The following is a 20,356-nucleotide window of genomic DNA, read 5'->3' on the forward strand; positions in this document are numbered from 1 at the left end:
GAGAGGTTACTGTAACGAATCGGTCTCGTCGGAGCAAGACAGAAGCTGAAATATTTCTTAAATCGTGCTTATTCGGGCGAACGTTACACCCCCGCCGCGTTAGAGATGTGCGCCACGCCGTTGCGTAGCGGCGATGAACCGCCGCATTTCGCCAGGTGACGCCGCCAGGCAGCGGGCCGGGCGGGTGTCACTGTGGTGGGGGTTGTCGCCGGGGTGGCAGAGTAGGACGCGATGAGCACCACACCCAATCAGAGGCCGCGCCAGTCGGATGCGCGCCGTCAGCGTCGCAAAGGCGCAGCCAAGCGGAAGATCACGGGCGTCAAACGCCCGGCTGCGAACGACAAGGTGCCTGCCACCGCCAAAGAGAGGGTGCGCCACTACCTGCCGTACGCGCTCGTGCCGAACCTGGCGCTGGTGCTTGGGCTTGTCGCGCTGTGCTTCGCGGTCATCCTCATCGCCGGCTGGAGCCTCACGTATTTCCCCGGCGCTGTCGGCGAGGCATGGTTCGCTCTCCACGGCGTGCCTTTGCTTATCGACGGCGTCTCGCTCACCGCAATGCCCCTCCTTCCCGCGGTAGGGGTGGCCGCCGTGGTGGCGGTGCAGGTGCGCAAAGCCACCGCGGGCCGTGTCAGCGTGCTGGATTTGCTGACGCTGCTCGGGCTCGCGCTCGGCCTGCCTGTGCTGGTCAGCGCCATCGCGCTGTTCATGGTGTTTGACGCCTCGCACGTGTACCCGGTGGGGATGCCTCCCGTCGTCGCGGCGTTCGTCTACCCGCTGATCGTGCACCTGGTGGGCTTCATCATCGGCGTGCGGCGCGTGGTGTGGCACGCGCTGGCTAAGCGCAGCGGCGTCCCGGCCGAGGCGGTGGACGCGGGGGCGCACGCGGCGAACCTCATTCTCCGCCTGCTCGCCGCAGCCGCGGTGGTCTTCCTCGTCGCCCTCGCCTTCGGTTACGGCCGCGTCGGCGAGCTGATCTCGCAGTTCCCGCAGCTCGGTGTCGGAGGCGGCATCGCCCTGGTGGTGCTGAGCCTGCTGTACCTGCCCAATGCGGCGGTCGCCCAGCTCGCGGTGCTGCTCGGCGGCAGCTTCGAGGCCGCCGGCGCGGGCGTGAGCCTGTTCGCCACCTCCAACGTGGCGTACCCGCCGCTGCCGCTGTTCGCGGCGATCCCGGCGGAAATGCCGCAGTGGGCACCGGTGCTGCTCATTGTGCCGGCGGCGGTGCTTGCGCACGCGTTCGTCGTGAAGCCGCTGAGCCTCGAAGGCGTCGCTGCGGCCGCCACGTGGGCCGCCCTGATGGGAGCGCTGCTGGGGATCTTCTCGGCCGGGGGTGCCGGGGCTTACGGGCTTGTCGGCGCGGATCCGTTCGCGCTCGCATTGTCCCTGTTTATTTGGGTCGCGCTGACGGGCGCGCTTGTGCGCGGCGTGGCGCTGGTGAGGCAACGCGCATCCGCGCGCAGCGGTAGTTAGACTTGGGCTTGTGAGTGACTCTGCGAAATCGGTGGCCGTCCTCGCGTCGGGCACCGGCACCCTGTTGAAAGCGATCATCGACAACCAGGAGAACCGCTACCGCGTCGACCTCGTGGTGGCGGATCAAATTTGTCCGGCACTGCAACGCGCCAAAAATGCCGGCATTCGCACCGCCGTGGTGCCGATGGAAACCAACCGCAACGCCTGGAACGACAAGATGGTGGCCGCTGTGGCCTCCGTCGAGCCGGACTTGGTGGTTTCCGCGGGATTCATGCGGCTGCTCGGCCCGGCGTTTGTCCGGGAGTTCGAGGGGCGCACGATCAACACTCACCCGTCGCTTCTTCCCTCATTCCCGGGCGCGCACGCGGTGCGCGACGCGCTGGAGCACGGCGTGAAAGTCACTGGCTGCACCGTGCACTACGTGGATGCCGGCCTGGACAGCGGCGAGATCATCGCCCAGCGCCCTGTCGAGGTTGAGGCGGGGGACACAGAGTCCGAGCTCCACGAGCGCATCAAGAAGGTGGAGCGCGAGCAGATCGTTCATCTGCTGCACAACGTCGAAATTGTCAATGGAAAGGCTGTCTTCAATGTCTAAGCGGGAAATTAAGCGCGCTCTGATCAGCGTCTACGACAAGACCGGGTTGGAGGAGCTCGCCCGCGCGCTTGGCCAGGCGGGCGTGGAGATCGTCTCCACCGGCTCCACCGCGAAGCGCATCGCTGACGCGGGTGTGGCGGTCACCGAGGTTGCGGACGTGACCGGCTTCCCGGAGGTGCTCGACGGCCGCGTGAAGACGCTGCACCCGCGCGTGCACTCCGGCATCCTCGCGGACCTGCGCAAGGACAGCCACGTGGACCAGCTGCAGGAGCTGGGCATCGAGCCGTTCGATCTCGTCGTGGTCAACCTTTACCCGTTCGAGGAGACCGTCGCGTCCGGCGCCAGCTTCGACGAGTGTGTCGAGCAGATCGACATCGGCGGGCCGTCCATGGTCCGCGCCGCGGCGAAGAACCACCCGTCGGTCGCCGTGGTCACCTCGCCTGCCCGTTACGGCGAAGTCGTCGAGGCCGTCAAGGGCGGCGGCTTCGACCTCGAGCAGCGCAAGCAGCTTGCGCTCGAGGCATTTACGCACACTGCGCTTTACGACGCCGCGGTCTCCTCCTGGCTGTCCAACCAGCTCGGCGCGGACGCCTCCGGCGCCGGCGAAGACACCACCACCCTGCGCTACGGCGAGAACCCGCATCAGGCCGCCCGCCTGGAAAACGAGGGCTGGGGCCTGGCAGCCGCCACCCAGCACGGCGGCAAGGAGATGAGCTACAACAACTACCAGGACGCCGACGCCGCATGGCGCGCCGCCTGGGACCACGAGCGCCCGTGTGTGGCGATCATCAAGCACGCCAACCCTTGCGGCGTGGCCGTGTCCGACACCTCGATCGCGGACGCGCACAAGAAGGCGCATGCCTGCGACCCCGTTTCCGCCTACGGCGGCGTGATCGCCTGCAACCGCGAGGTCACCCTGGAGCTGGCGGAGCAGATCAAGCCGATCTTCACCGAGGTTGTCGTCGCACCGTCCTACGCCGCGGACGCGCTCGAGCTGCTGCAGACGAAGAAGAACCTGCGCATCCTCGAGGTTGAGCCGAAGCAGCAGGACGAGGAGCGCAAGCAGATCGCCGGCGGCTGGCTCGTGCAGGAGCGCGACCGCTTCCAGGCCGAGGGCGACACCGCCGCCAACTGGACCCTGGCTGCGGGCGAGGCGGCCGACGAGCAGACTCTTGCCGACCTCGAATTCGCCTGGCGCGCAGTGCGCTGCGTGAAGTCGAATGCAATTCTGATCGCGGCCGAGGGGGCGTCGGTAGGCATTGGCATGGGCCAGGTCAACCGTGTGGACTCCGCGAAGCTCGCCGTGGACCGCGCCAACACCCTCGACGAGGGGCGTAACCGCACCAATGGCGCCGTGGCCGCCTCCGACGCGTTCTTCCCGTTCGCTGACGGGTTCCAGCTGCTGGCTGATTCCGGTGTGAAGGCCGTGGTGCAGCCCGGCGGCTCCATCCGCGACGAGGAGGTCATCGCCGCCGCTGAAGCCGCCGGTGTGACCATGTACCTGACCGGCACCCGCCACTTCGCCCACTAGAAAGACCGTTTCCCGTGCCCTCCAAAGTTGCAGCCCTGGCCCTGACCGCGGGCCTGGCATTCCCCATGTCGTCGGTGCCGACTTACACGGCGATCGACCAGATTCCCGTGATCGGCCAGCCAATCGTGCAGGCCTACAACCAGCTGCCGCCGCAGGTGAAAAACGCGATCCGCCTGCCGCTGCCGCTGACCACCCCGAAGCCCGGCAAGGCGCAGCACGTCGCGCCCGCAGTGGACGTCCAGGCGCAGCTGGACCGCCTTGTGGCGGACGTGGTGGGACGCCACGGCGGCCGCGCCACCGTGGCGGTGGGCAGCTTCACCGCCGGCGACAACCGGCCCGAGCCCGCGTTTTCCACGATGAAGGTGCCGCTGGCCATCGCCGCGCTGCGCCAGAGCCAGGCGTTCTACCCGGACGCTGAGGCCGCCGTGACCCGCTCCGACAACCCCGCCGCGCACCACATGTTCGGCCAGGTGCCTGCCGCTGGCTACGAGGGCGTGATCCGCGAAGCGGGCGCGCGCACGACCACCCCGGCCGGCTACCAAATGGGCACGCTGTGGACCACCAGCGACCAGGCCGAGTTCGCCTCGGGCTTGCGCTGCGTTGCGGGCCACGAGCCGGTGCTGGACATGATGGGACGCATCGTGGACTACCAGCACTGGGGCCTGGGCCGCATCGGCGGCGCCCGCTACAAGGGCGGCTGGAACTACCACGAAGGCGGGCACCTGGCCCGCCAGTTCGGCCTCATCCCGGGCCCGAACGGCGACATCGCCGTGGCAATCACCGCCCACAGCCCGAAGGGCCACGAGGGCAGCTTCGCCATGCTGAACGAGCTCGCGGACGGGCTCAACGCCATGCGCGGCGACCTGCCCACGTCGCGTTGTTAGGGGGTTGCCATGAATAACCAAGGCTCCAGCCAATGGAATCCGGACCAGACGTACTCCACGGATCCTGATATCGGACAAACCCAGCAGTTCGGCGCCGTGACGCAGCAGCAGTACGGACAGCCCGACGAGTACGCCCCCAGCTACCAGCAGCCGGAGAAGCGCGGCGGCCCGAGCCCGTGGCTCTACGTTTTGGGCGCGCTGCTGCTCGCCGCGCTTGTCGGCGTGTTGGCGTTCATGGGCGGCTCTGGTGCGTTTAACCGCTCCAGCGAGCCGGTGACGAGCACGGTGGTTGAGACTCGCACGCTGCCGAGGTCGGAGGCGCCCGAACAGCCCAGCAAGGAGCCAGCGAAGCGAACGTACTCGAACTACGCCCCGGACACGGACGTGACCACAGCAGGTTTCGCCACCAACGTTTACGAGGCGTTCCAGGAGTCCTACGGTCGCACTGGCACGGCAGATATGACGGTGTCGGTTTACAGCCCGGCCACCGGCATCACCTACCGCATGACCTGCTCTGGCGGGGAGACGGTGTACTGCACCGGCGGCAAGAACGCCCGGGTCAAGATTTGGTAGCTCGCCGGCGTCTCGGACTCGCCGCAGCCGGCGCACTGTTCTTGTCCGCCTGTTCCGGCGGCCAAGAAACCGTGGTCGTCACCTCAACCGTTACGGAGGCGCCACCGCCGGCCCCCGATGAGCAATTGCCTCTCGACGCCACCGTCGCCCACGTCGAATCCTCCTACGGCGGCCAGCTGGGCGTTGCCACAGTAGGAAAGGAAGGGCCGGAATCGGCAGGTTTTACCGACCCGAGCCCCGCCTGGTCCACCATCAAGGTGCCCATCGCCGTGGCAGCTTTGCGCACCAACCCCGGACTCGAGCCAGACGCCCGTGCTGCGGTGAGTGCGTCCGACAACGCGGCGGCGCAGAGCCTCTTTGACGCCGTCGGATCAGAGGCCGTGAACTCGGTGCTCGCACAGGCGGGGATTGCTGCGCAGGTGAACACAGAACCGCTCCGCCCAGAGTTTTCCACGTTCGGGCAGACGCACCTCAGCGTGGCCGACGAAGCCGTGCTAGCGGACAAGCTCGCCTGTGCGGAAGGCGCCGAACCGGTGCTAGCGCTCATGGGGCAGGTGGAGCCTTCGCAGGCGTACGGACTGGGGACGGTCGGGGCGCTGTTCAAGGGCGGGTGGGGGCCGGACACCACCGGCGCATACCAGGTTCGGCAGTTCGGCCTCGTCCCGCGCGGCGACGGCACGTGGGCACCGGTCGCGCTCACGGCGTTGCCTGCGGACGGAACCTACGAGACGGGCCAGGCCATGCTCACCCTTGCCGCGGAAATACTCGCCAAGGATCTCGCGCAGCTACCGGCTGCGATTTGCCAGCCCTAGTTTTCTTCGTCCTTGCGGGAGACCAGGTCCACCAGCTCGAGCATGCGCTCTGTGCGGCGCTCCGGCAGATCCGTGTGGAGCACATCCAGCACGGCGTCGGCGATGGTGACGGCGGGGGCGGGCAGGGCATCGTCGACAAGCGGGTAGGGCGCGGTGCCTGTGTTGTCGCGCATCTCGATGGCCGCGAGCGTCATGTGGAACGGAAGGTCGATGCGCGGGTCGTCGTCGCCGACGATCTGCCCCGACAGCTTACGGAAGATTCCCTCCAGCTCCTGGCGCGCCTCGTGGTACTCCGCGAACTCCTCGGACAAAAGCACAGGCAGCTGGTAGAGCCTGCCGATGTTCCAATTCGAGGACAGCAGGATGCGCGACTCAGCGGCCACGAGCGCCCACAGCTTCACCGCCGCCGACTCGTCGGTCTTGGCCAGATCCGACGCGCGCGCCAGTGCCGGCTGGATCGTGCCCATCAGCAGCGTGAGAAAGATGTCGCGCTTGGACGGGAAGTGGTAGTACAGCGAGGCTTGGCGCATGCCCACCGCGTCCGCGATGTCGTGGGTGGAGGTGGTGGCGAAACCTTTGCGGGTGAACAGTTCGGAGGCGGCGTCGAGGATCTCCTCGCGCGCGGTGGCGCCTCTGCGGCGGGGGCTTTGCTTGCGTGGCCGTCCGACCGGTTTCGCCATGCCTTCCGTCCTTCCGTCATAGCTCGCTATTTATGGTTGCGCGGGACAACTATAGACGAAAAGCACCCGCTCTCGACCCTCCGGGGAGGGGAGTGCGGGTGCATGAAAGAGCCGAAGACTCTACGCTGTCATCGTCAACCGGCTAATTAGCGGGTGGTGAACGGCAGAAGAGCCATCTCGCGCGCGTTCTTCACAGCGGTAGCGACCTGGCGCTGCTGCTGCGGGGTCAGACCCGTGACGCGACGGGAACGGATCTTGTGGCGGTCGGAGATGAACAGACGCAGGGTCTCAACATCCTTGTAGTCGACCGACTCGATGCCCTTCGCCTTCAGCGGGTTCTTCTTCGGGCGGCGGGACTGCTCAATGCGCGGCTTACGCGAATTGTTGCGCTTCATAATGTGAGTCCTCCTTACCACGAAGACTTACGGACGCCAGGCAGCTCACCGCGGTGAGCCATCTCGCGCATACGGACACGGGAAACACCGAACTTGCGGAGGTAGCCACGGGGGCGACCGTCACGCGAGTCACGGTTGCGCACGCGAGCCGGGGAGGCGTCGCGCGGCTGACGGTTGAGCTCGAACTGGGCCTCAAGACGGTCCTCGTCAGAGGTTTCCGGGTTCTTGATGATGGCCTTGAGCTCCTGACGACGCTCCGCGTAGCGGGCGACGATCTCTTTACGCTGCTCGTTCTTAGCGATCTTGGACTTCTTCGCCATGGATTATCGCTCCTCGCGGAATTCGACGTGCTTGCGAACAACCGGGTCGTACTTCTTCAGCGTGATGCGGTCCGGGTTGTTGCGCTTGTTCTTGCGGGTCACATAGGTGAAACCGGTGCCCGCAGTGGACTTGAGCTTGATGATCGGGCGGATATCGTTACGTGCCATTAGATCTTCTCACCTCGTGCGCGGATCTGGGCGACGACGGACTCGATGCCGTCACGGTCGATGATCTTCAGACCCTTGGTGGAGACGTTCAGGGTGATGGTACGGCCCTCGGAGGGCAGGTAGAACCGGCGCTTCTGCACGTTGGGGTTCCAACGGCGCGAGTGGCGGCGGTGCGAGTGCGAGACGGTCTTGCCGAACGACGGCTTACGTCCCGTGACCTGGCAATGTGCCGACATGGGTTAGCTTCCTTACTCTTCTTGCCGCCCACGACACGATCGCTATGTGAGGTAAAGCGCCAGGTGAGAAGCGGAGTGAGGGTCCGCGACCAGCGCAAGTGCAATCGGTTGACGCAGGCGTAAACGTGTACTTCGACAACAGCGAGAGACAACCATACCGTCTCAGTCCTCTATCTCATAATCGCGTTTGGCTGGTCTTTCTCTAGCCTGCCGCCAGCAATGCAGCGGTGGCGGCCGACACCGCCACAGGGGCAAGTACTGCGCCCCACAGAATGAAGTGGCTCCAGGGCACCGCGGCCCCTGCCCGCTTCAGCTGATCCGCCCAGAGCAAGGTGGCTAGCGACGCCCAAGGTGTCACCAGCGGGCCGGCATTGACACCGATAAGTAGGGCCATCACACCGGCAGGGCCGCCCGCCGCGGGCTCGAGCGCGAGAAATGCCGGCAGGTTGTTGATGCCGTTGGCCGCAAGAGCGCCCGCCGCTGCGATGGCGCCGGGGTGCGCGCCGTCGAGAAGGCCCACCGCAGCGGCAACGGCATCGACGTGGAGGGCCAACGACGCCGCGGCTGAGAGTGTGGCCGCGAGGAGCAGAGCGTGCCACGGGATCAGCGAAGCGGCACCTGCCTTGCGGCCGTTCGTACCCACCGCGAACCACATCGCAACAGCGGCGAGGCTGCCGGTGAGCCAATAAGGAACCGGGCTCAGCAGCGCGGCGACGGTGAAGCCGAGGACGACCAGCGCCGGCGTCGGTCGCGCAACCGCCGTCGGTGCATCGTTGGGAGCGGAGCTGGCGCCACGGTAAATAAGGCGGGCGCTGTATGCGGCAGCAACGGCAACCGCGATCGCCGCGGCGGCGGGCGCGGCGGCCGCACGGATGTAGTCGTGGTTGGAGCTGAATGCGCCGCCGCTGAGCGCCAGGAGGTTAGTCAGGTTCGACACAGGCAGCGGCATGGAGGCGAGGTTGGCAATCCAGACGACCGACAACGCCACCGCGGGCTGCGGAAGCCGGAAGCGGGACGCCAGCTGCACGGCGAGCGGGGTGAGCATTATGGCCGTGGTGTCGAGGGAGAAGAACACTGTAGAGGCCACCGCGAGTGCCAAGAATCCTGCGAACACGAACTCGCGGCTGCTCGTGCCGCGTTCGAGCGCTGATACGAGCCACTCGAAGATTTGGACGCGTGAGGCCAGGTTCACCACGGCAGACATGCCAGCGGCGAACGTCAGTACAGGTATCAGGCGTGCAGCGAGTGCGACAGCGTCGGCTGAGCTGGCGGCAGTGAGGCCGGCAAACGCCGCAATCGCGGCGGCGGGTAAAAGGAATCGTTGGTGTGGCATGGGGAGGGGGACCGGAGGGGCGTCGATAGGCAAAGTGCGCAATTAGGTAAACGCGCACGTGAACTGTAAGATACTGCGGGTTATCCGGCGACCGTCGGATGAAAAGACCATTTCGCACCCAACTCGGGCACGATCCGCGGGACTTCGCGGAACCGACCCGTAGTTCAATCCTGAGGGAGACGAATCTAATGAAGAAGGATATTCACCCGGATTACCACCCGGTGATTTTCCAGGACGCAAACACGGGCCACAAGTTCCTGACGCGCTCCACCCTGACCTCCGCACGCACTGAGCAGTGGGAAGACGGCAACGAGTACCCGCTCGTGGTCGTGGACGTCACCGCCGAGTCCCACCCGTTCTGGACCGGCGCGCAGCGTCTCATGGACACCGCCGGCCGCGTGGAGAAGTTCAACCAGCGTTTCGGCGGCATGGCCCGCCGCAAGAAGAAGGCCAACTAGAGGGGATAAAGGAGACTCGTCATGGCAACACCGAAGTTCAAGAAGTCCCGCGCGAACACGCGCATGCGTCGTTCCCAGTGGAAGGCCGACAACGCCGACCTGCAGACCGTCAAGGTCGACGGCCAGGAGGTGCGCATCCCGCGCCGCCTGATCAAGGCCGCTCAGGCTGGTCTGATCGACGTCGAGCAGTTCTAAGCTTTTAAGGGTCGTATTAGACCCGTTGAACTAACCGGGATCCCCAGGTGGGACCCGGTTTTTTCAGCTCAATTCAACTCTGAGTAGAAAATAAGTCATAATAATCCTATGAAGATTCTCGTAGCCGACGACGAGCAGGCTGTCCGCGAGTCGCTCCGACGCTCGCTCCGCTTCAACGGATACGACGTGGTGCTCGCCGTAGACGGCGAAGACGCGCTCGACCAGATCCGCATTGAGCAGCCAGACCTGACCATCCTCGACCTCATGATGCCCAAGCTCGACGGCCTGGGTGTCTGCCGTACCCTGCGCTCCTCCGGGTACGACGGGCCGATCCTCATGCTCACGGCTCGCGACGGTGTGTCCGACCGCGTGGCCGGCCTGGATGCGGGCGCGGACGACTACCTGCCCAAGCCCTTCGCCCTGGAGGAGCTGCTGGCGCGCGTGGGGTCGCTGCTGCGCCGCACCCGCTCCGAAGCACGCAAGGCGGCGGAGAAGGACCAGACCCGCCTGCAGTTCGAGGACCTGGTCATGGACACCTCCACCCGCGACGTCACCCGTGCAGGCCGCGCCATCTCGCTGACCCGCACCGAGTTTGCGCTGCTGCACCTGCTGCTGCAGAACCCGCGCCATGTGCTTGCCCGCCAGACCATCCTGGAAGAAGTGTGGGGCTACGACTTCCCGACGTCTGGCAACGCGCTCGAGGTCTACATCGGCTACCTGCGTCGCAAGACTGAAGCAGGCGGCGAATCGCGCCTGATCCACACCGTCCGCGGCGTCGGCTACGTGCTGCGGGAGACCGCTCCGTGATCTTGCGGCGCTTCACAGGCGAAGCTGAGCCGCAGGGGCAGGCTGGCACAGGCCGGTCCCTGCGCAACAGCTTGGCCGTACTCGCCGGCGGCATCGTCGCCGTGGTCATTCTGCTGACCGCGCTGTTTACCTACCGGCTTTCAGAAACGACTCGTCTGACCGTCATGGACGACGACCTGCGCACCCGCAGCTACGGCGTGTCGCTGCAGCTGAAGGACCTGGATTCGGACGACCGGGAGGGCTTTGAAAAGGCCCTCGCCGAGTTTCGCCGCGCAACCCCGTGGGCGAAAGTCTCGGCCGCGCCCGCTGGTTCCAACGTGTTCTACGGCGACCCGGTGCCGGTGGCGGGGCCGTACGCGGCGACGTCGTCAGGCGACATGCTCTCCCAGCACACCGTGGCAGGGGAGCGCGTGGTGGTGCGCCGCAGCACCTCCGGTGTCACCGTGGCCATGTCGCAGCCGCTGGACGTGTTCAGCATTGTCTCCGGCAGCTGGGGTGCAGCCGCGCTGGTGATTGCGGGTACCGGGGGTTTGCTCGCCTGGATCGCGGGCGCGGCGATTTCCGCCGTCGGCCTCCGCCCCGTGCGCAGACTGCACAGGGCTATCGACGCCGTGAACGAGTCCGACCAGCTCACCGAGCTCCCCGTCGACGGCAACGACGAGTTCGCTGAAATCACCACCTCCGTGAACAAGATGATCTCCACGCTGGAGGACTCCAAGACGCGCCAGGCGCAGCTTGTGGCGGACGCGGGCCACGAGCTGAAAACCCCGCTGACCTCGATGCGCACCAACATCGAGCTGTTGATGATGCTGTACAACTCCGGCCAGCAGGACCAGATCTCCGAGCAGGACCGCAAGGACCTCGAGCGCGACGTGATGGCGCAGATGGAGGAAATGTCCATCCTCATCGGCGACCTGGTCAACCTGGCGCGCGACGAAGCGCAGCAAGGTGCCGAGCCTGAGGACTTCCGTCTGGACGAAGTGCTGGAGGAAGCGCTCGACCGTGTGCGCCGCCGCCGCCCGGACCTGGCGTTCCAATTCGAGGCGGACCCGTGGGTCATCACCGGCGACCGGTTCGCCATGGGGCGCGCACCGATCAACCTCATCGACAACGCCGCGAAGTGGTCGCCGCAGGGCGGCACCGTGCGTGTGTCGCTGAAGGCGGCGAAGCGCAACGCGGTGCTCATCGTGGACGATTCCGGCCCCGGCATTCCGGCGGACCAGCGCGAGAAGGTGTTCGAGCGCTTCTACCGCGCGCCCGAGTCCCGGTCGATGCCGGGCTCCGGCCTGGGCCTGGCCATTGTGAAGCAGGTCTTCGACCGCCACAACGCGACCATCGTGGCGGAAGAATCCGATGACGGCGGCGCGCGCTTTCGCGTGGTGTTTCCGGGACGCCCGCCGGAGGTGGACGGCGCGGATGTGCAGGAGGCTCCCGCGGAGACCACCGCACGCGTGATCCCGCGCAAGAGCTACAGCTAGACCCGCAGGCCAGCGCACACAGCAATCGTCCAGCAAACATTGCGAATTACAGTGCATGCCCTCAAGACCTGCCACAGGACGGCGGTGCATAATAACCCCTCATGAGTGAACTGAACTATCCGGGAGACACCGCAAGTTTCCCGGCAAACAACGGTGTCTACCAGGTGCAACCGCAGCCCCAGGGGCAGCAGGAGCGTCGCGGTAAAGGCATCGGCGCGGCGTTCGCCGTCGCGCTGACAACTGCGCTGGTCGCCGGCGGTGGCGCCGGGTACCTCGCCGGGTCATCCCAGTCCGACAACGCGGCGGAAACGGCGGCGTCGAATTCGCCGTCCAGCAGCGTGTCGTCTGCAAGCGATTCGCAGGGCGAGCTGCGCAACCCGACCGTCGCGGACCCGGCCGAGGCGCCCGAGGGCTCCGTGGAGCAAGTGGCGGCCGCGGTGCTGCCTGCGGTGGTCTCCATTGAGGTGGACACGCCCCGCGGCAGTGCGGAAGGCTCCGGCTCCATCATCTCCGCGGACGGCTACGTGCTGACAAACCACCACGTCATTGCCGGCGCGGAAACGCCAGGTTCGGAGGTGCAGGTCACGCTTAACGACGGCTCACGCCACAGCGCACAGTTTGTCGCCTCCGACGTCAACACCGATGTCGGCGTGCTGAAGATCGACGATGTGCACGACCTGCCGGTGATGCAGTTCGGCAACTCCGACGAGCTGCGCGTGGGCCAGGAGGTCGTCGCGGTGGGCTCCCCGCTGGGGCTGTCCGCGACGGTGACCAGCGGCATCGTCTCCGCGCTGAACCGGCCGGTGCGCGCTTCCCAGGGCGGCGGCGAGAGCTCGCTCATGGACGGCATCCAGACCGACGCGGCGATCAACCCCGGCAACTCCGGCGGGCCCCTGGTGGACCGCAACGGCAAACTCATCGGCATGAACTCCGCTATCGCTTCGCTGTCCTCGGGCGGCATGAGCCAAGGTGGCCAGGGCGGCTCCATCGGCCTCGGCTTCGCCATCCCGTCGAACTTTGCCAAGCGCGTCGCTGACCAGCTCATTGAAAAGGGCGAGGCCACGCAGCCGATGCTCGGCGTGCGCGTGAGCGTCATGCAGAGCCTCAGCGGCGGCGCCGTGGTGGCGGGGGTGGAGCCGGACAGCCCCGGCGAGAAGGCCGGCCTGAAGCCGGGCGATGTGATCACCCGCCTCAACGACCGGCCCATCGACTCTGCTGACGCCCTCATCGCCGCGACGCGCTCCAAAGCGTTTGGAGAGACGGTGACGCTGCAGGTGCAGCGGGAGGGGGAGTCTGAGTCGGTTCCGGTAGAGGTGACCTTGAGTTCCGAGTAACTTCTAATCTGTCCAATTCGCCCCGTTTTGTGCCAAGGGAGTCTGACCACGATGCCGGAACTGTTTGACGCGCTCGACATCACCGAGCCGGACGATGCGACGCTGCGCGCCTCAGAGCTGGAGAGCGACTCCCCGACGTCGCCCTGCGCGATCGTCGTGCTGGTGGGCGACCGCCGCTACGACGCGCCGGGCGACAACACCGACGAGATGGTGGTGGAGCTGCTCCGCGAGGTCGGCTACCAGGTCGACGGCGTGGTGCGCGTGAAGTCGAAGAAGTCCGAGATCCGCAAGGCCATTGAGACCGGCGTTGTCGGCGGCGTGGACCTCGTGCTCACCCTCGGCGGCACCGGCGTGGGCCCGCGCGACAAGACCCCGGAGGCGACCCGCGCGGTCATCGACAAGGTGGTGCCGGGCGTCAGCCAGGCCCTCCGCGCGTCCGGCCAAGCGTGCGGTGCCGTGGACGCGTGCACCTCGCGCGGCATCTGCGGCGTGTCCGGCTCCACTGTCGTGGTGAACCTCGCGTCGTCGCGCCAGGCGATCCGCGACGGCGTATCCACGGCCGCTCCGCTCGTGCGCCACCTCATCGACGAGCTGAACCAGCACTCGGTCTAGGCCAGGGCAGAGGGTTTCATGGAGCGCAAGCGAAGGCGCGCTGTACGCAAGGCGGACGTGGACTACGACCGCTCCGCGGACGCCGCCCCGAATACGCAGGCAAACGAAAACCCGGCTCTGGACGCTGAGCGCGAGGTGCTGCTCGGCGAGGAAGAGCCGGGTTTGACTGGCCGCGATTTCTATGAGGCGGAGCGGCCGCCGCACTACGGGGACTAGCTTTCAGCCAGCCCCGTTCAAGGACGAACTAGTTCAGCGGCTTGTGCACGTTGTTCGGGTTCTGGCCTGCGAGCAGGTCGCGGATCTCCGTGAGCAGCTCGGTGTCGGTCGGCTCCGGCTCGTCCGGGTCGATGCCCTTGCGGCGCTTCTGAGCCTCGTCCAGCTTGTTCATCGGAGCAACGAGCAGGAAGTAGATCACTGCGGCGATGAGCAGGAAGTTGATGATGGCGGTGAGAACGGCACCGAAGTTGACGAAGGTCGCCTCCTTGCCCTCCCGGACGAAGAAGCCCAGGCCGGCATCGGAGTAGTCCACGCCACCCAGGGCAGCGAGGAGGGGGTTGATGATCGAGTCGGAGAACGCGGTGACAACTGCGGTGAATGCCGCACCAATGACAACGCCGACGGCAAGCTCGATGACGTTGCCGCGCATGATGAAATCTTTAAATCCTTGAAGCATGGTTGGGGATATTAAACTGACGTTGACGGTTGCTCAACACGAGAGTCAGCGGTTCTGACAGTGAGGCCGCCGCCACTGCCGCGGCCTCACCCTGCCTGAGCAGCACCAACACCGCGTCGCCTTCCCCAGATGTGACGACAATCCCATTTTGGGCAACCACACGGGGCCCTTGGCCCACAACGTCAACAACAGTCCCGTGGTGGAGCATAGGCAAGATGTCCGGTTCCGCCAGGGGGACCGGCACCATTGAAAACTCCTCGCCGTCCGGCATGTCCTGGGTGAGCAGCTCCGCCAGATCCGGCCCGACCAGGCGCGTGGCCGTGACCACCTCGCCGCGGGAGGCGGCCGCCGCGAGCAGCTGCCCCTCGGCCAGCGCCGCATCATCCAGCGCGTTGTCGGGCACCGACTCCGCCGGCAGCCGGCGCAGCTCCACATCGTCCGAGGTAAGCACTGTGCCGGGGGCAACATCGCGGGCGAAGGTCAGAGCGGGCGGGTCGGACCGTGAGGCGTCGATAAGCACATGCAACACAGCGGCGACGACGAGGAACACGGCTACCGCCCTGCGGATGATCACGGAGCGGCGGTAGCCGGGGGAGCGGAGGTTGTTCAGGCGCGCGGAGATGTCCATAGGAATAGGACGGTGAAAGCGGCGTCCCGGTTCCCTAGATGCGGAAGAAACCTTCCGGGGTGATCACCGCGTCCACCGCCTGATCGTGCGCGTCGTGCGGCACGGCGTCCACGACCTCCCAGTCGTAGACCACCGCGGCGACGGGAACATCCAGGCCCGCAAGCGCGCGGTCGTAGTAGCCGGCACCCTTGCCAAGGCGCATACCTTGCCTATCGACGGCTAACGCCGGGGCCACCACCAGTCCGCAGGAGCGCAGCACGTTTGAGGTGAAGCTCGGGCCTTCCGGCTCAGTGATGTCCAACGCGCCGGCCGCATCTTTGGTCCCGTGCTGCGCCCAGGCGAGCACCCCGTCCGGCTGGGAAATCGGCAGAAACAGCGTCCGTGCCGCGGCGGCGAGCCGTGCTGCGAAATCCGCCGGGCCAGGCTCCGAGCTAAGTGGGTTGTAGGCGGCGATGTTGGTACCGCGTGCGCCGAAGTCGTCGACGCACGCCAAGGTTGCCGCCACAAGCGCCTGGTCGAGCTCGCGCTTTCGCTCGCTGCCGCGCAGGTCGCGCCGGGCGGCCACGTGCGCGGCGCGCATCGCAGCCTTCGGGGGAGGGGTGTTTGTGTTCGTGTGCATACTCCTGGCTTCTTCCGGGTCGCAGCCCGGTTGTGAGGGGTGGGGGCTGTAGGCTTTGCGTTTATGCAGAATTCTACTGACCGACCCGTTGATGCTGCGCGCGCTTCGGTGAAGACTGTTGTGGTGCCGGCTGCGGGTATGGGGACGCGTTTTTTGCCGGCGACGAAGACGGTGCCGAAGGAGCTTCTGCCGGTGGTGGATACCCCGGGCATTGAGCTGATTGCTGAGGAGGCAGCGGCTTGTGGGGCGCAGCGCCTGGCCGTGGTGGTCGCACCGAATAAGGAAGAGATCATGCGCCACTTCGGCGAGTTTTCGGACTTGCAGGAGCTGATGGTCGCCCGCGGCAAGGACGCGCAGGCGGAAAAGGTCGCGCGCGCCAACGGTCTGATTGAGGCTGTGGCGGTTACCCAGGATGAACCGCTCGGGCTTGGCCACGCTGTCGGCTGCGCGGAGGAAGCGTTGGACGACGACGAGGATGCGGTTGCTGTGATGCTGCCGGATGACCTGGTGTTGCCGGCGGGCGTGATGGAGAAGATGGTCGCGGTGCGCAATGAACTCGGTGGTTCGGTGCTGTGCGCGTTTAACGTCTCGCGTGAGGAGGTGTTCAACTACGGCGTGTTCGACGTCGAGGATGCCCAGGCCGAAATTGACGGCGTTGAGGTGTTGAAGGTGCGCGGCATGGTGGAAAAGCCTGCTGTGGAGGATGCGCCGTCGACGCTTGTGGCTACCGGCCGCTACCTGTTGGACCGCGGGATTTTTGATGCGCTGCGCCGCATCACACCGGGTAAGGGCGGCGAGTTGCAGCTGACGGATGCGATTGAGTTGATGATCTCTGAGGGCCACCCGGTGCATGTGGTGGTGCATGAGGGCAAGCGGCACGACCTTGGTAACCCGGGCGGTTACATCCCGGCGAATGTGGATTTCGGTCTGCGGGACGAAAAGTACGGCCCGGCGCTGTATACCGCGGTGAAGAAGATCATCGCAGACTTCGAGGCAGAACACCCCGAGGTTGTCGCAAAGGCGCAGGACAACGCGTAAACGAAAGGGGCACGGGCCATGCGCAGCGTAGAGGACCAGCTTGCCGCTGTAGTAGAAGCGGCTGCCGCCCCCGAGCCGATCCGGGTGGCGCTGACGGACGCGCTCGGCCTGATGTGCGCCGAAGAGGTCACCTCCACCACGCAGGTCCCCGGGTTCCCCCAGGCAGCGGTGGACGGCTTCGCCGTGCGCGCGGTAGACGTGGGCGGCGCCGCCGGGCTGCGCAGGCCCGAGCGCCGCGACCGTGACCAAGATGAAGCCGGCGACGGCGAAGAAGCCCCCGCGGCGCCGCAGCCGAACCGCGAGCGCGCCCTTCCCGTCGTGGGCGAGGTGCCCGCCGGCTCCCAGAAGCCGCTGCGCCTGCAGCCGCGCCAGGCGGTCCGCGTCGCCACCGGCGCCCCGCTGCCCACACTCGCGGACGCGGTGCTGCCGCTGGAGTGGACGGACCGCGGACGCAAACGCGTCACCCCGCAACGCCCCGTGCGCACCGGTGATTTCGTGCGCCGGCCTGGCGACGACATCCAGCCCGGCGACATCGCCGTGCGCCAGGGCGCGGTGCTCGGCCCCGCCCAGATCGGCCTCGCCGCCGCCGCGGGCCGCGACAAGTTACTGGTGTACCCGCGCCCGCGTGTGACGGTGATGAGTTACGGCCTGGAACTGGTGGACTTGGACCGCCGGCCGGGCCTGGGGCAGGTCTTCGACATCGCCTCCTACGTCGTGGCCGCGGCCGCCAAAGAGGCGGGCGCGGACGTGCACCGCGCCGGCATCATCAACGCCGAGCCGCGCCGCATGCGCGAGATCGTGGCGGGACACATCGCCAAAAGCGAATTCGTCGTCATCACAGGCGCCGTTGGCGGCTCCGGTGCGGCCCCCATCCAGGAGATCTTGCGCGAGCTCGGCCAGGTGGACACCACCCGCGTGGCCATGCACCCCGGCTCCGTGCAGGGCTTCGGCCTGATGGGTGAGGAGCGCGTCCCGGCGTTTCTCCTGCCGTCCAACCCGGTGAGCGCGCTGGTGATCGCGGAGACGTTCATCCGCCCCGCCATCCGCAGCTCCCTGGGCAAGACCGCGGTGACGCGCCGCACCGTCAAGGCCCGCTCCTTGCGCGAGCTCAGCTCCATTCCTGGCCGCCGCGGCTACATCCGCGCCCGCCTCATGCGCGACGCGGACACCGGCGACTACCTGGTCGAACCGCTGTCCGCACTGGAAGCCGGCCCCGCCCACCTGCTGGCCGGCTTCGCTGAGGCCAACGCCATGATCCACCTGCCGGAAGACGCCGTGGACGTGCGCCCCGGCGACATCGTGGACGTCGAGTTCCTCCGCCAGCGCAGCTAGGCTCAGCCATGTTCGCGATGTTCCGCCAGCCCACCCCGGGCTGGCCAGAGTCCACGCCGACCGCGACGCTTCCCGACGGCACATCCGTCCGCCTCCGACCCCTCACTTCCCGCGATGGAAAGGACTGGTCGGGCACGAGAAACGTCGATAAGCAATGGCTCCAACCGGTCGAGCCCACGGTGGAGGGCAGCTGGGAGGACGCGCACTCACACGCGGCGTGGCGCAACACCTGGCTGAACCTGAAGCGGCTGGCCAACCAGGGCACCGTGGTGCCGCTGGTCATCGAGGTCGACGGCGGCTTCGCAGGGCAGGTCACCCTGGGCAACATCCAGCACGGCATCGTCTCCGAATGCTGGGTGGGCTACTGGGTGCACTCGCCGTTCATGGGCCGCGGGGTGGCCACCGCCGCGTGCGCGTTGGGTGTGGACCACGCGTTTTCCCGCGTCGGACTGCACCGCGTGACCGCCACCTACCTGCCACACAACCCCGCCTCCGGGCAGGTGCTCAAGCTCAACGGCTTCCGCGAGGAGGGCTACCTGCGGCGCAACCTGCACATCGACGGGCAGTGGCGCGACCACCACTTCGTGGCCTTGAATGCCGATGATTTCCCCACCACAGCCGTGCAGCGCCTGCGCGAGACCGGCCGGGTGCGCTAGAGGGCGAAAAACAGCTGCGCCTCACCGGCGCGCCGACCCGTCCGCCTGCGCAAGTGCCGATACCGTGGACTTCTGACTTTAAGGGTGCAACTGACGCGGAAAGGTGGCATCGCCCATGGGCAGCCCGAGCTTAATGATCATCTTGATCCTGGTGGTGTGGATCATCGTCCTCGCACCGTTGATGATCGGCAACAACAAGCCGATCCGCCGCTCCGGCGACGGCTACGACGAAACGCGCGTGCTGCACGAGGGCGGCACCGCGCCGATGGCTGAGCGCCGCCGCCCGAAGCTCACCGCCGCCGACATCCACCGCCACAGCGAGGACACCGACTACGAGGTTGTGGAGGCGACGGATGCCGAGGAGCAAGTGCTTATCGACGACGCTCCCGCCCTGCGCACCCTCTTCCGCCGCCCGGGTGCTGAGGAGGATGCCGCTGCGGCCGACCACATCGACGGCGAAGTGATCGAGCACATCGAAGACGAGGCTGAGACGGCCGAAGCTGAGGCCGAGCCTGAGCTGGACAACGCCGAGGGCGGCTCCACCTCTGTAAAGATCCTCGCCGCGGAGGATGCCGCGGAGGACGATGCTGAGGACGCTGTGGCTGAAGCAGAGGCCGACCGCTACGAACTGGACGAGTCCTACACTGCACCCGAGGACTTTGGCTATGCGGGGGAGACCGGAGGCGTCGAGAAGCAAAGCGCCCCGGAAGCGGACGTTGAGGAAGCACCGGAAGATGTCGACGACGAGGTCGACACCGCGGAGGCCGCCGAAGCGGGCGACGAGGACCTCGCCTTCGCCGCTGCGCGCCGCGGCCGCGGCGGATTCGACCCGGAGCGCGAAAAGAAGAACACCGCCACCCGCTTCCAGCGCCGCCAGCGCACCCTGCTGGCGCTGATTGCCGCCTGCGTGGTCACCTTCGTCGTGGCGTTTGTCGCGGGCGGCTGGACCTGGGTGCTGCCCGCCGTGTCGGTGGGTCTTACCGCATGGTTCATGATCGCGTTGCGTCGCGTGGTGCTGCAGGAGCGCGCCCTGCACGCCCGCCGCCTGCGCCAGCTGCGCCGCGCCCGCATGGGAGTGGCCATGAGCAACCACATCGAGCACCCGCGTGACGCACGCCTGCGCGCAGGCTCCGTCGTGCTGGACCTGGACGACGACAGCCCCGACTTCGACACCCTGCCGTCCGCCCGCTACGCGCCGGAAAACGACCCCGGCTACGACGACTACGAGGACCTCGGCGGCTACGGCACCCGCGCCTCCTAAAACCGTGAAAACCTCCACTGCGCTGGCGATTTAATCGGCGCGTGGGGGAGGAGTAACGTAACGAGCGTGCCCAAGGGGCTATAGCTCAGTTGGTAGAGCGTCGCGTTCGCAATGCGAAGGTCAGGGGTTCGATTCCCCTTAGCTCCACAATTGTCATGAGTCGCGTCATGCTTGACGCATGAGTCGCGACATGCTGGACGGACCGGCATCCCAGTTGTTTTTGTTCTGGGGTGCCGGTTCTGTTCATTTGGGGTGAAGTGGTGGGTCGCCG

At 66.8% G+C, this 20,356-nt stretch carries 26 protein-coding genes and 1 tRNA gene; 18 read left to right on the plus strand and 9 right to left on the minus strand.

What is annotated here, in order from left to right:
• Positions 1 to 231: 231 nt before the first annotated feature.
• From MHY23_RS09475 to MHY23_RS09500, 6 genes are all read left to right on the plus strand, one after another.
• On the plus strand, positions 232 to 1,467 hold the full coding sequence (locus tag MHY23_RS09475) for a DUF6350 family protein (RefSeq protein WP_239307341.1): 1,236 nt from the start codon (positions 232 to 234) through the stop codon (positions 1,465 to 1,467).
• Between the two features lie 10 nt (positions 1,468 to 1,477).
• The gene (gene purN, locus MHY23_RS09480) at positions 1,478 to 2,062 is read left to right on the plus strand and encodes a phosphoribosylglycinamide formyltransferase (RefSeq protein WP_239307342.1); all 585 of its coding nucleotides are present in this window, start codon (positions 1,478 to 1,480) and stop codon (positions 2,060 to 2,062) included.
• The gene (gene purH / locus MHY23_RS09485) at positions 2,055 to 3,593 is read left to right on the plus strand and encodes a bifunctional phosphoribosylaminoimidazolecarboxamide formyltransferase/IMP cyclohydrolase (RefSeq protein WP_239307343.1); all 1,539 of its coding nucleotides are present in this window, start codon (positions 2,055 to 2,057) and stop codon (positions 3,591 to 3,593) included. The genes purN and purH overlap by 8 nt, the downstream gene beginning before the upstream one ends.
• A 14-nt stretch (positions 3,594 to 3,607) precedes the next feature.
• Positions 3,608 to 4,477 (plus strand): hypothetical protein, encoded by an 870-nt coding sequence (locus MHY23_RS09490; RefSeq protein ID WP_239307344.1) that lies wholly within the window; start codon positions 3,608 to 3,610, stop codon positions 4,475 to 4,477.
• 9 nt (positions 4,478 to 4,486) lie between these two features.
• Entirely contained in the window at positions 4,487 to 5,050 is a 564-nt protein-coding gene (locus MHY23_RS09495) for a hypothetical protein (RefSeq protein WP_239307345.1), read from the plus strand.
• A 71-nt stretch (positions 5,051 to 5,121) separates the two neighbouring features.
• Entirely contained in the window at positions 5,122 to 5,862 is a 741-nt protein-coding gene (locus tag MHY23_RS09500; RefSeq protein WP_239307346.1) for a serine hydrolase, read from the plus strand.
• Here MHY23_RS09500 and MHY23_RS09505 read toward each other — a convergent pair.
• From MHY23_RS09505 to MHY23_RS09530, 6 genes are all read right to left on the minus strand, one after another.
• Positions 5,859 to 6,542 (minus strand): TetR/AcrR family transcriptional regulator, encoded by a 684-nt coding sequence (locus MHY23_RS09505; RefSeq protein ID WP_239307347.1) that lies wholly within the window; start codon positions 6,540 to 6,542, stop codon positions 5,859 to 5,861. The two genes, MHY23_RS09500 and MHY23_RS09505, sit on opposite strands and share 4 nt — an antisense overlap.
• A gap of 146 nt (positions 6,543 to 6,688) precedes the next feature.
• Positions 6,689 to 6,940 carry a 30S ribosomal protein S18 gene (rpsR, locus tag MHY23_RS09510; protein ID WP_172796731.1) on the minus strand — a complete coding sequence of 84 codons (252 nt, stop codon included), beginning with the start codon at positions 6,938 to 6,940 and terminating at the stop codon, positions 6,689 to 6,691.
• A gap of 11 nt (positions 6,941 to 6,951) precedes the next feature.
• Positions 6,952 to 7,257 carry a 30S ribosomal protein S14 gene (rpsN, locus tag MHY23_RS09515; protein WP_070472882.1) on the minus strand — a complete coding sequence of 102 codons (306 nt, stop codon included), beginning with the start codon at positions 7,255 to 7,257 and terminating at the stop codon, positions 6,952 to 6,954.
• A gap of 3 nt (positions 7,258 to 7,260) precedes the next feature.
• A complete protein-coding gene (rpmG, locus tag MHY23_RS09520) occupies positions 7,261 to 7,425 on the minus strand; it encodes a 50S ribosomal protein L33 (RefSeq protein ID WP_006841072.1) in 165 nt (54 codons plus the stop codon).
• Entirely contained in the window at positions 7,425 to 7,661 is a 237-nt protein-coding gene (gene rpmB, locus MHY23_RS09525; RefSeq protein ID WP_181888011.1) for a 50S ribosomal protein L28, read from the minus strand. Before rpmB ends, rpmG begins: the two co-directional genes overlap by 1 nt.
• A 202-nt stretch (positions 7,662 to 7,863) precedes the next feature.
• Positions 7,864 to 8,994 carry an SLC13 family permease gene (locus MHY23_RS09530; protein WP_239307348.1) on the minus strand — a complete coding sequence of 377 codons (1,131 nt, stop codon included), beginning with the start codon at positions 8,992 to 8,994 and terminating at the stop codon, positions 7,864 to 7,866.
• A 188-nt stretch (positions 8,995 to 9,182) separates the two neighbouring features.
• On the opposite strand from MHY23_RS09530, the gene MHY23_RS09535 reads away from it, so the two are divergent.
• From MHY23_RS09535 to MHY23_RS09565, 7 genes are all read left to right on the plus strand, one after another.
• On the plus strand, positions 9,183 to 9,452 hold the full coding sequence (locus MHY23_RS09535; RefSeq protein WP_181888012.1) for a type B 50S ribosomal protein L31: 270 nt from the start codon (positions 9,183 to 9,185) through the stop codon (positions 9,450 to 9,452).
• A 21-nt stretch (positions 9,453 to 9,473) separates the two neighbouring features.
• Positions 9,474 to 9,647: a 50S ribosomal protein L32 gene (gene rpmF, locus MHY23_RS09540; protein ID WP_181888013.1), complete on the plus strand. Its 174-nt coding sequence runs from the start codon at positions 9,474 to 9,476 to the stop codon at positions 9,645 to 9,647.
• Between the two features lie 108 nt (positions 9,648 to 9,755).
• Positions 9,756 to 10,454: a response regulator transcription factor gene (locus MHY23_RS09545; protein WP_181888014.1), complete on the plus strand. Its 699-nt coding sequence runs from the start codon at positions 9,756 to 9,758 to the stop codon at positions 10,452 to 10,454.
• Positions 10,451 to 11,932: a HAMP domain-containing sensor histidine kinase gene (locus MHY23_RS09550; RefSeq protein ID WP_239307349.1), complete on the plus strand. Its 1,482-nt coding sequence runs from the start codon at positions 10,451 to 10,453 to the stop codon at positions 11,930 to 11,932. Before MHY23_RS09545 ends, MHY23_RS09550 begins: the two co-directional genes overlap by 4 nt.
• 101 nt (positions 11,933 to 12,033) lie before the next feature.
• Positions 12,034 to 13,266 (plus strand): S1C family serine protease, encoded by a 1,233-nt coding sequence (locus MHY23_RS09555; RefSeq protein WP_239307350.1) that lies wholly within the window; start codon positions 12,034 to 12,036, stop codon positions 13,264 to 13,266.
• 51 nt (positions 13,267 to 13,317) lie between these two features.
• Positions 13,318 to 13,878 (plus strand): molybdenum cofactor biosynthesis protein B, encoded by a 561-nt coding sequence (locus MHY23_RS09560; RefSeq protein ID WP_181888017.1) that lies wholly within the window; start codon positions 13,318 to 13,320, stop codon positions 13,876 to 13,878.
• Positions 13,879 to 13,896: 18 nt separating this feature from the next.
• Positions 13,897 to 14,094: a hypothetical protein gene (locus tag MHY23_RS09565; RefSeq protein WP_239307351.1), complete on the plus strand. Its 198-nt coding sequence runs from the start codon at positions 13,897 to 13,899 to the stop codon at positions 14,092 to 14,094.
• 28 nt (positions 14,095 to 14,122) lie between these two features.
• Here the strand turns inward: MHY23_RS09565 and mscL are convergent, their stop codons facing one another.
• From mscL to MHY23_RS09580, 3 genes are read right to left on the minus strand one after another with little or no spacing between them, the layout of a single operon-like run.
• Positions 14,123 to 14,551, minus strand: a complete 429-nt coding sequence (gene mscL / locus MHY23_RS09570) for a large conductance mechanosensitive channel protein MscL (RefSeq protein WP_239307352.1) — start codon at positions 14,549 to 14,551, stop codon at positions 14,123 to 14,125.
• Positions 14,535 to 15,179 (minus strand): SAF domain-containing protein, encoded by a 645-nt coding sequence (locus MHY23_RS09575; protein WP_239307353.1) that lies wholly within the window; start codon positions 15,177 to 15,179, stop codon positions 14,535 to 14,537. Before MHY23_RS09575 ends, mscL begins: the two co-directional genes overlap by 17 nt.
• Positions 15,180 to 15,213: 34 nt before the next feature.
• Entirely contained in the window at positions 15,214 to 15,798 is a 585-nt protein-coding gene (locus tag MHY23_RS09580; RefSeq protein WP_239307354.1) for a 5-formyltetrahydrofolate cyclo-ligase, read from the minus strand.
• A gap of 63 nt (positions 15,799 to 15,861) precedes the next feature.
• Here MHY23_RS09580 and MHY23_RS09585 point away from each other — a divergent pair, with 63 nt between their 5' ends.
• The 5 genes from MHY23_RS09585 (at position 15,862) to MHY23_RS09605 (ending at position 20,232) form a co-directional block, all read left to right on the plus strand.
• Entirely contained in the window at positions 15,862 to 16,836 is a 975-nt protein-coding gene (locus MHY23_RS09585) for a UTP--glucose-1-phosphate uridylyltransferase (RefSeq protein WP_239307355.1), read from the plus strand.
• Positions 16,837 to 16,854: 18 nt separating this feature from the next.
• The gene (gene glp, locus MHY23_RS09590) at positions 16,855 to 18,168 is read left to right on the plus strand and encodes a gephyrin-like molybdotransferase Glp (RefSeq protein ID WP_239307356.1); all 1,314 of its coding nucleotides are present in this window, start codon (positions 16,855 to 16,857) and stop codon (positions 18,166 to 18,168) included.
• An 8-nt stretch (positions 18,169 to 18,176) separates the two neighbouring features.
• Entirely contained in the window at positions 18,177 to 18,824 is a 648-nt protein-coding gene (locus tag MHY23_RS09595) for a GNAT family N-acetyltransferase (protein ID WP_370642048.1), read from the plus strand.
• A gap of 115 nt (positions 18,825 to 18,939) precedes the next feature.
• Entirely contained in the window at positions 18,940 to 20,085 is a 1,146-nt protein-coding gene (gene glpR / locus MHY23_RS09600) for a gephyrin-like molybdotransferase receptor GlpR (RefSeq protein WP_239307357.1), read from the plus strand.
• A gap of 74 nt (positions 20,086 to 20,159) precedes the next feature.
• Positions 20,160 to 20,232: transfer RNA gene (locus MHY23_RS09605), tRNA-Ala, on the plus strand.
• Positions 20,233 to 20,356: the final 124 nt, after the last annotated feature.

The organism is Corynebacterium sp. ACRQP, assembly GCF_022345915.1.
GTDB lineage: Bacteria > Actinomycetota > Actinomycetes > Mycobacteriales > Mycobacteriaceae > Corynebacterium > Corynebacterium lehmanniae.

Excerpts from the sequence above, each read along its gene's own strand:
- MHY23_RS09580 (WP_239307354.1), bottom strand. The coding sequence starts at position 15,798 with ATGCACACGAACACAAACACCCCTCCCCCGAAGGCTGCGATGCGCGCC.
- rpmB (WP_181888011.1), bottom strand. The coding sequence starts at position 7,661 with ATGTCGGCACATTGCCAGGTCACGGGACGTAAGCCGTCGTTCGGCAAG.
- MHY23_RS09560 (WP_181888017.1), top strand. The coding sequence starts at position 13,318 with ATGCCGGAACTGTTTGACGCGCTCGACATCACCGAGCCGGACGATGCG.
- glpR (WP_239307357.1), top strand. The coding sequence starts at position 18,940 with ATGGGCAGCCCGAGCTTAATGATCATCTTGATCCTGGTGGTGTGGATC.
- MHY23_RS09505 (WP_239307347.1), bottom strand. The coding sequence starts at position 6,542 with ATGGCGAAACCGGTCGGACGGCCACGCAAGCAAAGCCCCCGCCGCAGA.
- rpsN (WP_070472882.1), bottom strand. The coding sequence starts at position 7,257 with ATGGCGAAGAAGTCCAAGATCGCTAAGAACGAGCAGCGTAAAGAGATC.
- MHY23_RS09575 (WP_239307353.1), bottom strand. The coding sequence starts at position 15,179 with ATGGACATCTCCGCGCGCCTGAACAACCTCCGCTCCCCCGGCTACCGC.
- MHY23_RS09545 (WP_181888014.1), top strand. The coding sequence starts at position 9,756 with ATGAAGATTCTCGTAGCCGACGACGAGCAGGCTGTCCGCGAGTCGCTC.
- MHY23_RS09535 (WP_181888012.1), top strand. The coding sequence starts at position 9,183 with ATGAAGAAGGATATTCACCCGGATTACCACCCGGTGATTTTCCAGGAC.
- MHY23_RS09495 (WP_239307345.1), top strand. The coding sequence starts at position 4,487 with ATGAATAACCAAGGCTCCAGCCAATGGAATCCGGACCAGACGTACTCC.
- MHY23_RS09565 (WP_239307351.1), top strand. The coding sequence starts at position 13,897 with ATGGAGCGCAAGCGAAGGCGCGCTGTACGCAAGGCGGACGTGGACTAC.
- rpmG (WP_006841072.1), bottom strand. The coding sequence starts at position 7,425 with ATGGCACGTAACGATATCCGCCCGATCATCAAGCTCAAGTCCACTGCG.
- MHY23_RS09530 (WP_239307348.1), bottom strand. The coding sequence starts at position 8,994 with ATGCCACACCAACGATTCCTTTTACCCGCCGCCGCGATTGCGGCGTTT.
- MHY23_RS09555 (WP_239307350.1), top strand. The coding sequence starts at position 12,034 with ATGAGTGAACTGAACTATCCGGGAGACACCGCAAGTTTCCCGGCAAAC.
- glp (WP_239307356.1), top strand. The coding sequence starts at position 16,855 with ATGCGCAGCGTAGAGGACCAGCTTGCCGCTGTAGTAGAAGCGGCTGCC.
- MHY23_RS09475 (WP_239307341.1), top strand. The coding sequence starts at position 232 with ATGAGCACCACACCCAATCAGAGGCCGCGCCAGTCGGATGCGCGCCGT.
- mscL (WP_239307352.1), bottom strand. The coding sequence starts at position 14,551 with ATGCTTCAAGGATTTAAAGATTTCATCATGCGCGGCAACGTCATCGAG.
- MHY23_RS09585 (WP_239307355.1), top strand. The coding sequence starts at position 15,862 with ATGCAGAATTCTACTGACCGACCCGTTGATGCTGCGCGCGCTTCGGTG.
- purH (WP_239307343.1), top strand. The coding sequence starts at position 2,055 with ATGTCTAAGCGGGAAATTAAGCGCGCTCTGATCAGCGTCTACGACAAG.
- rpmF (WP_181888013.1), top strand. The coding sequence starts at position 9,474 with ATGGCAACACCGAAGTTCAAGAAGTCCCGCGCGAACACGCGCATGCGT.
- MHY23_RS09595 (WP_370642048.1), top strand. The coding sequence starts at position 18,177 with ATGTTCGCGATGTTCCGCCAGCCCACCCCGGGCTGGCCAGAGTCCACG.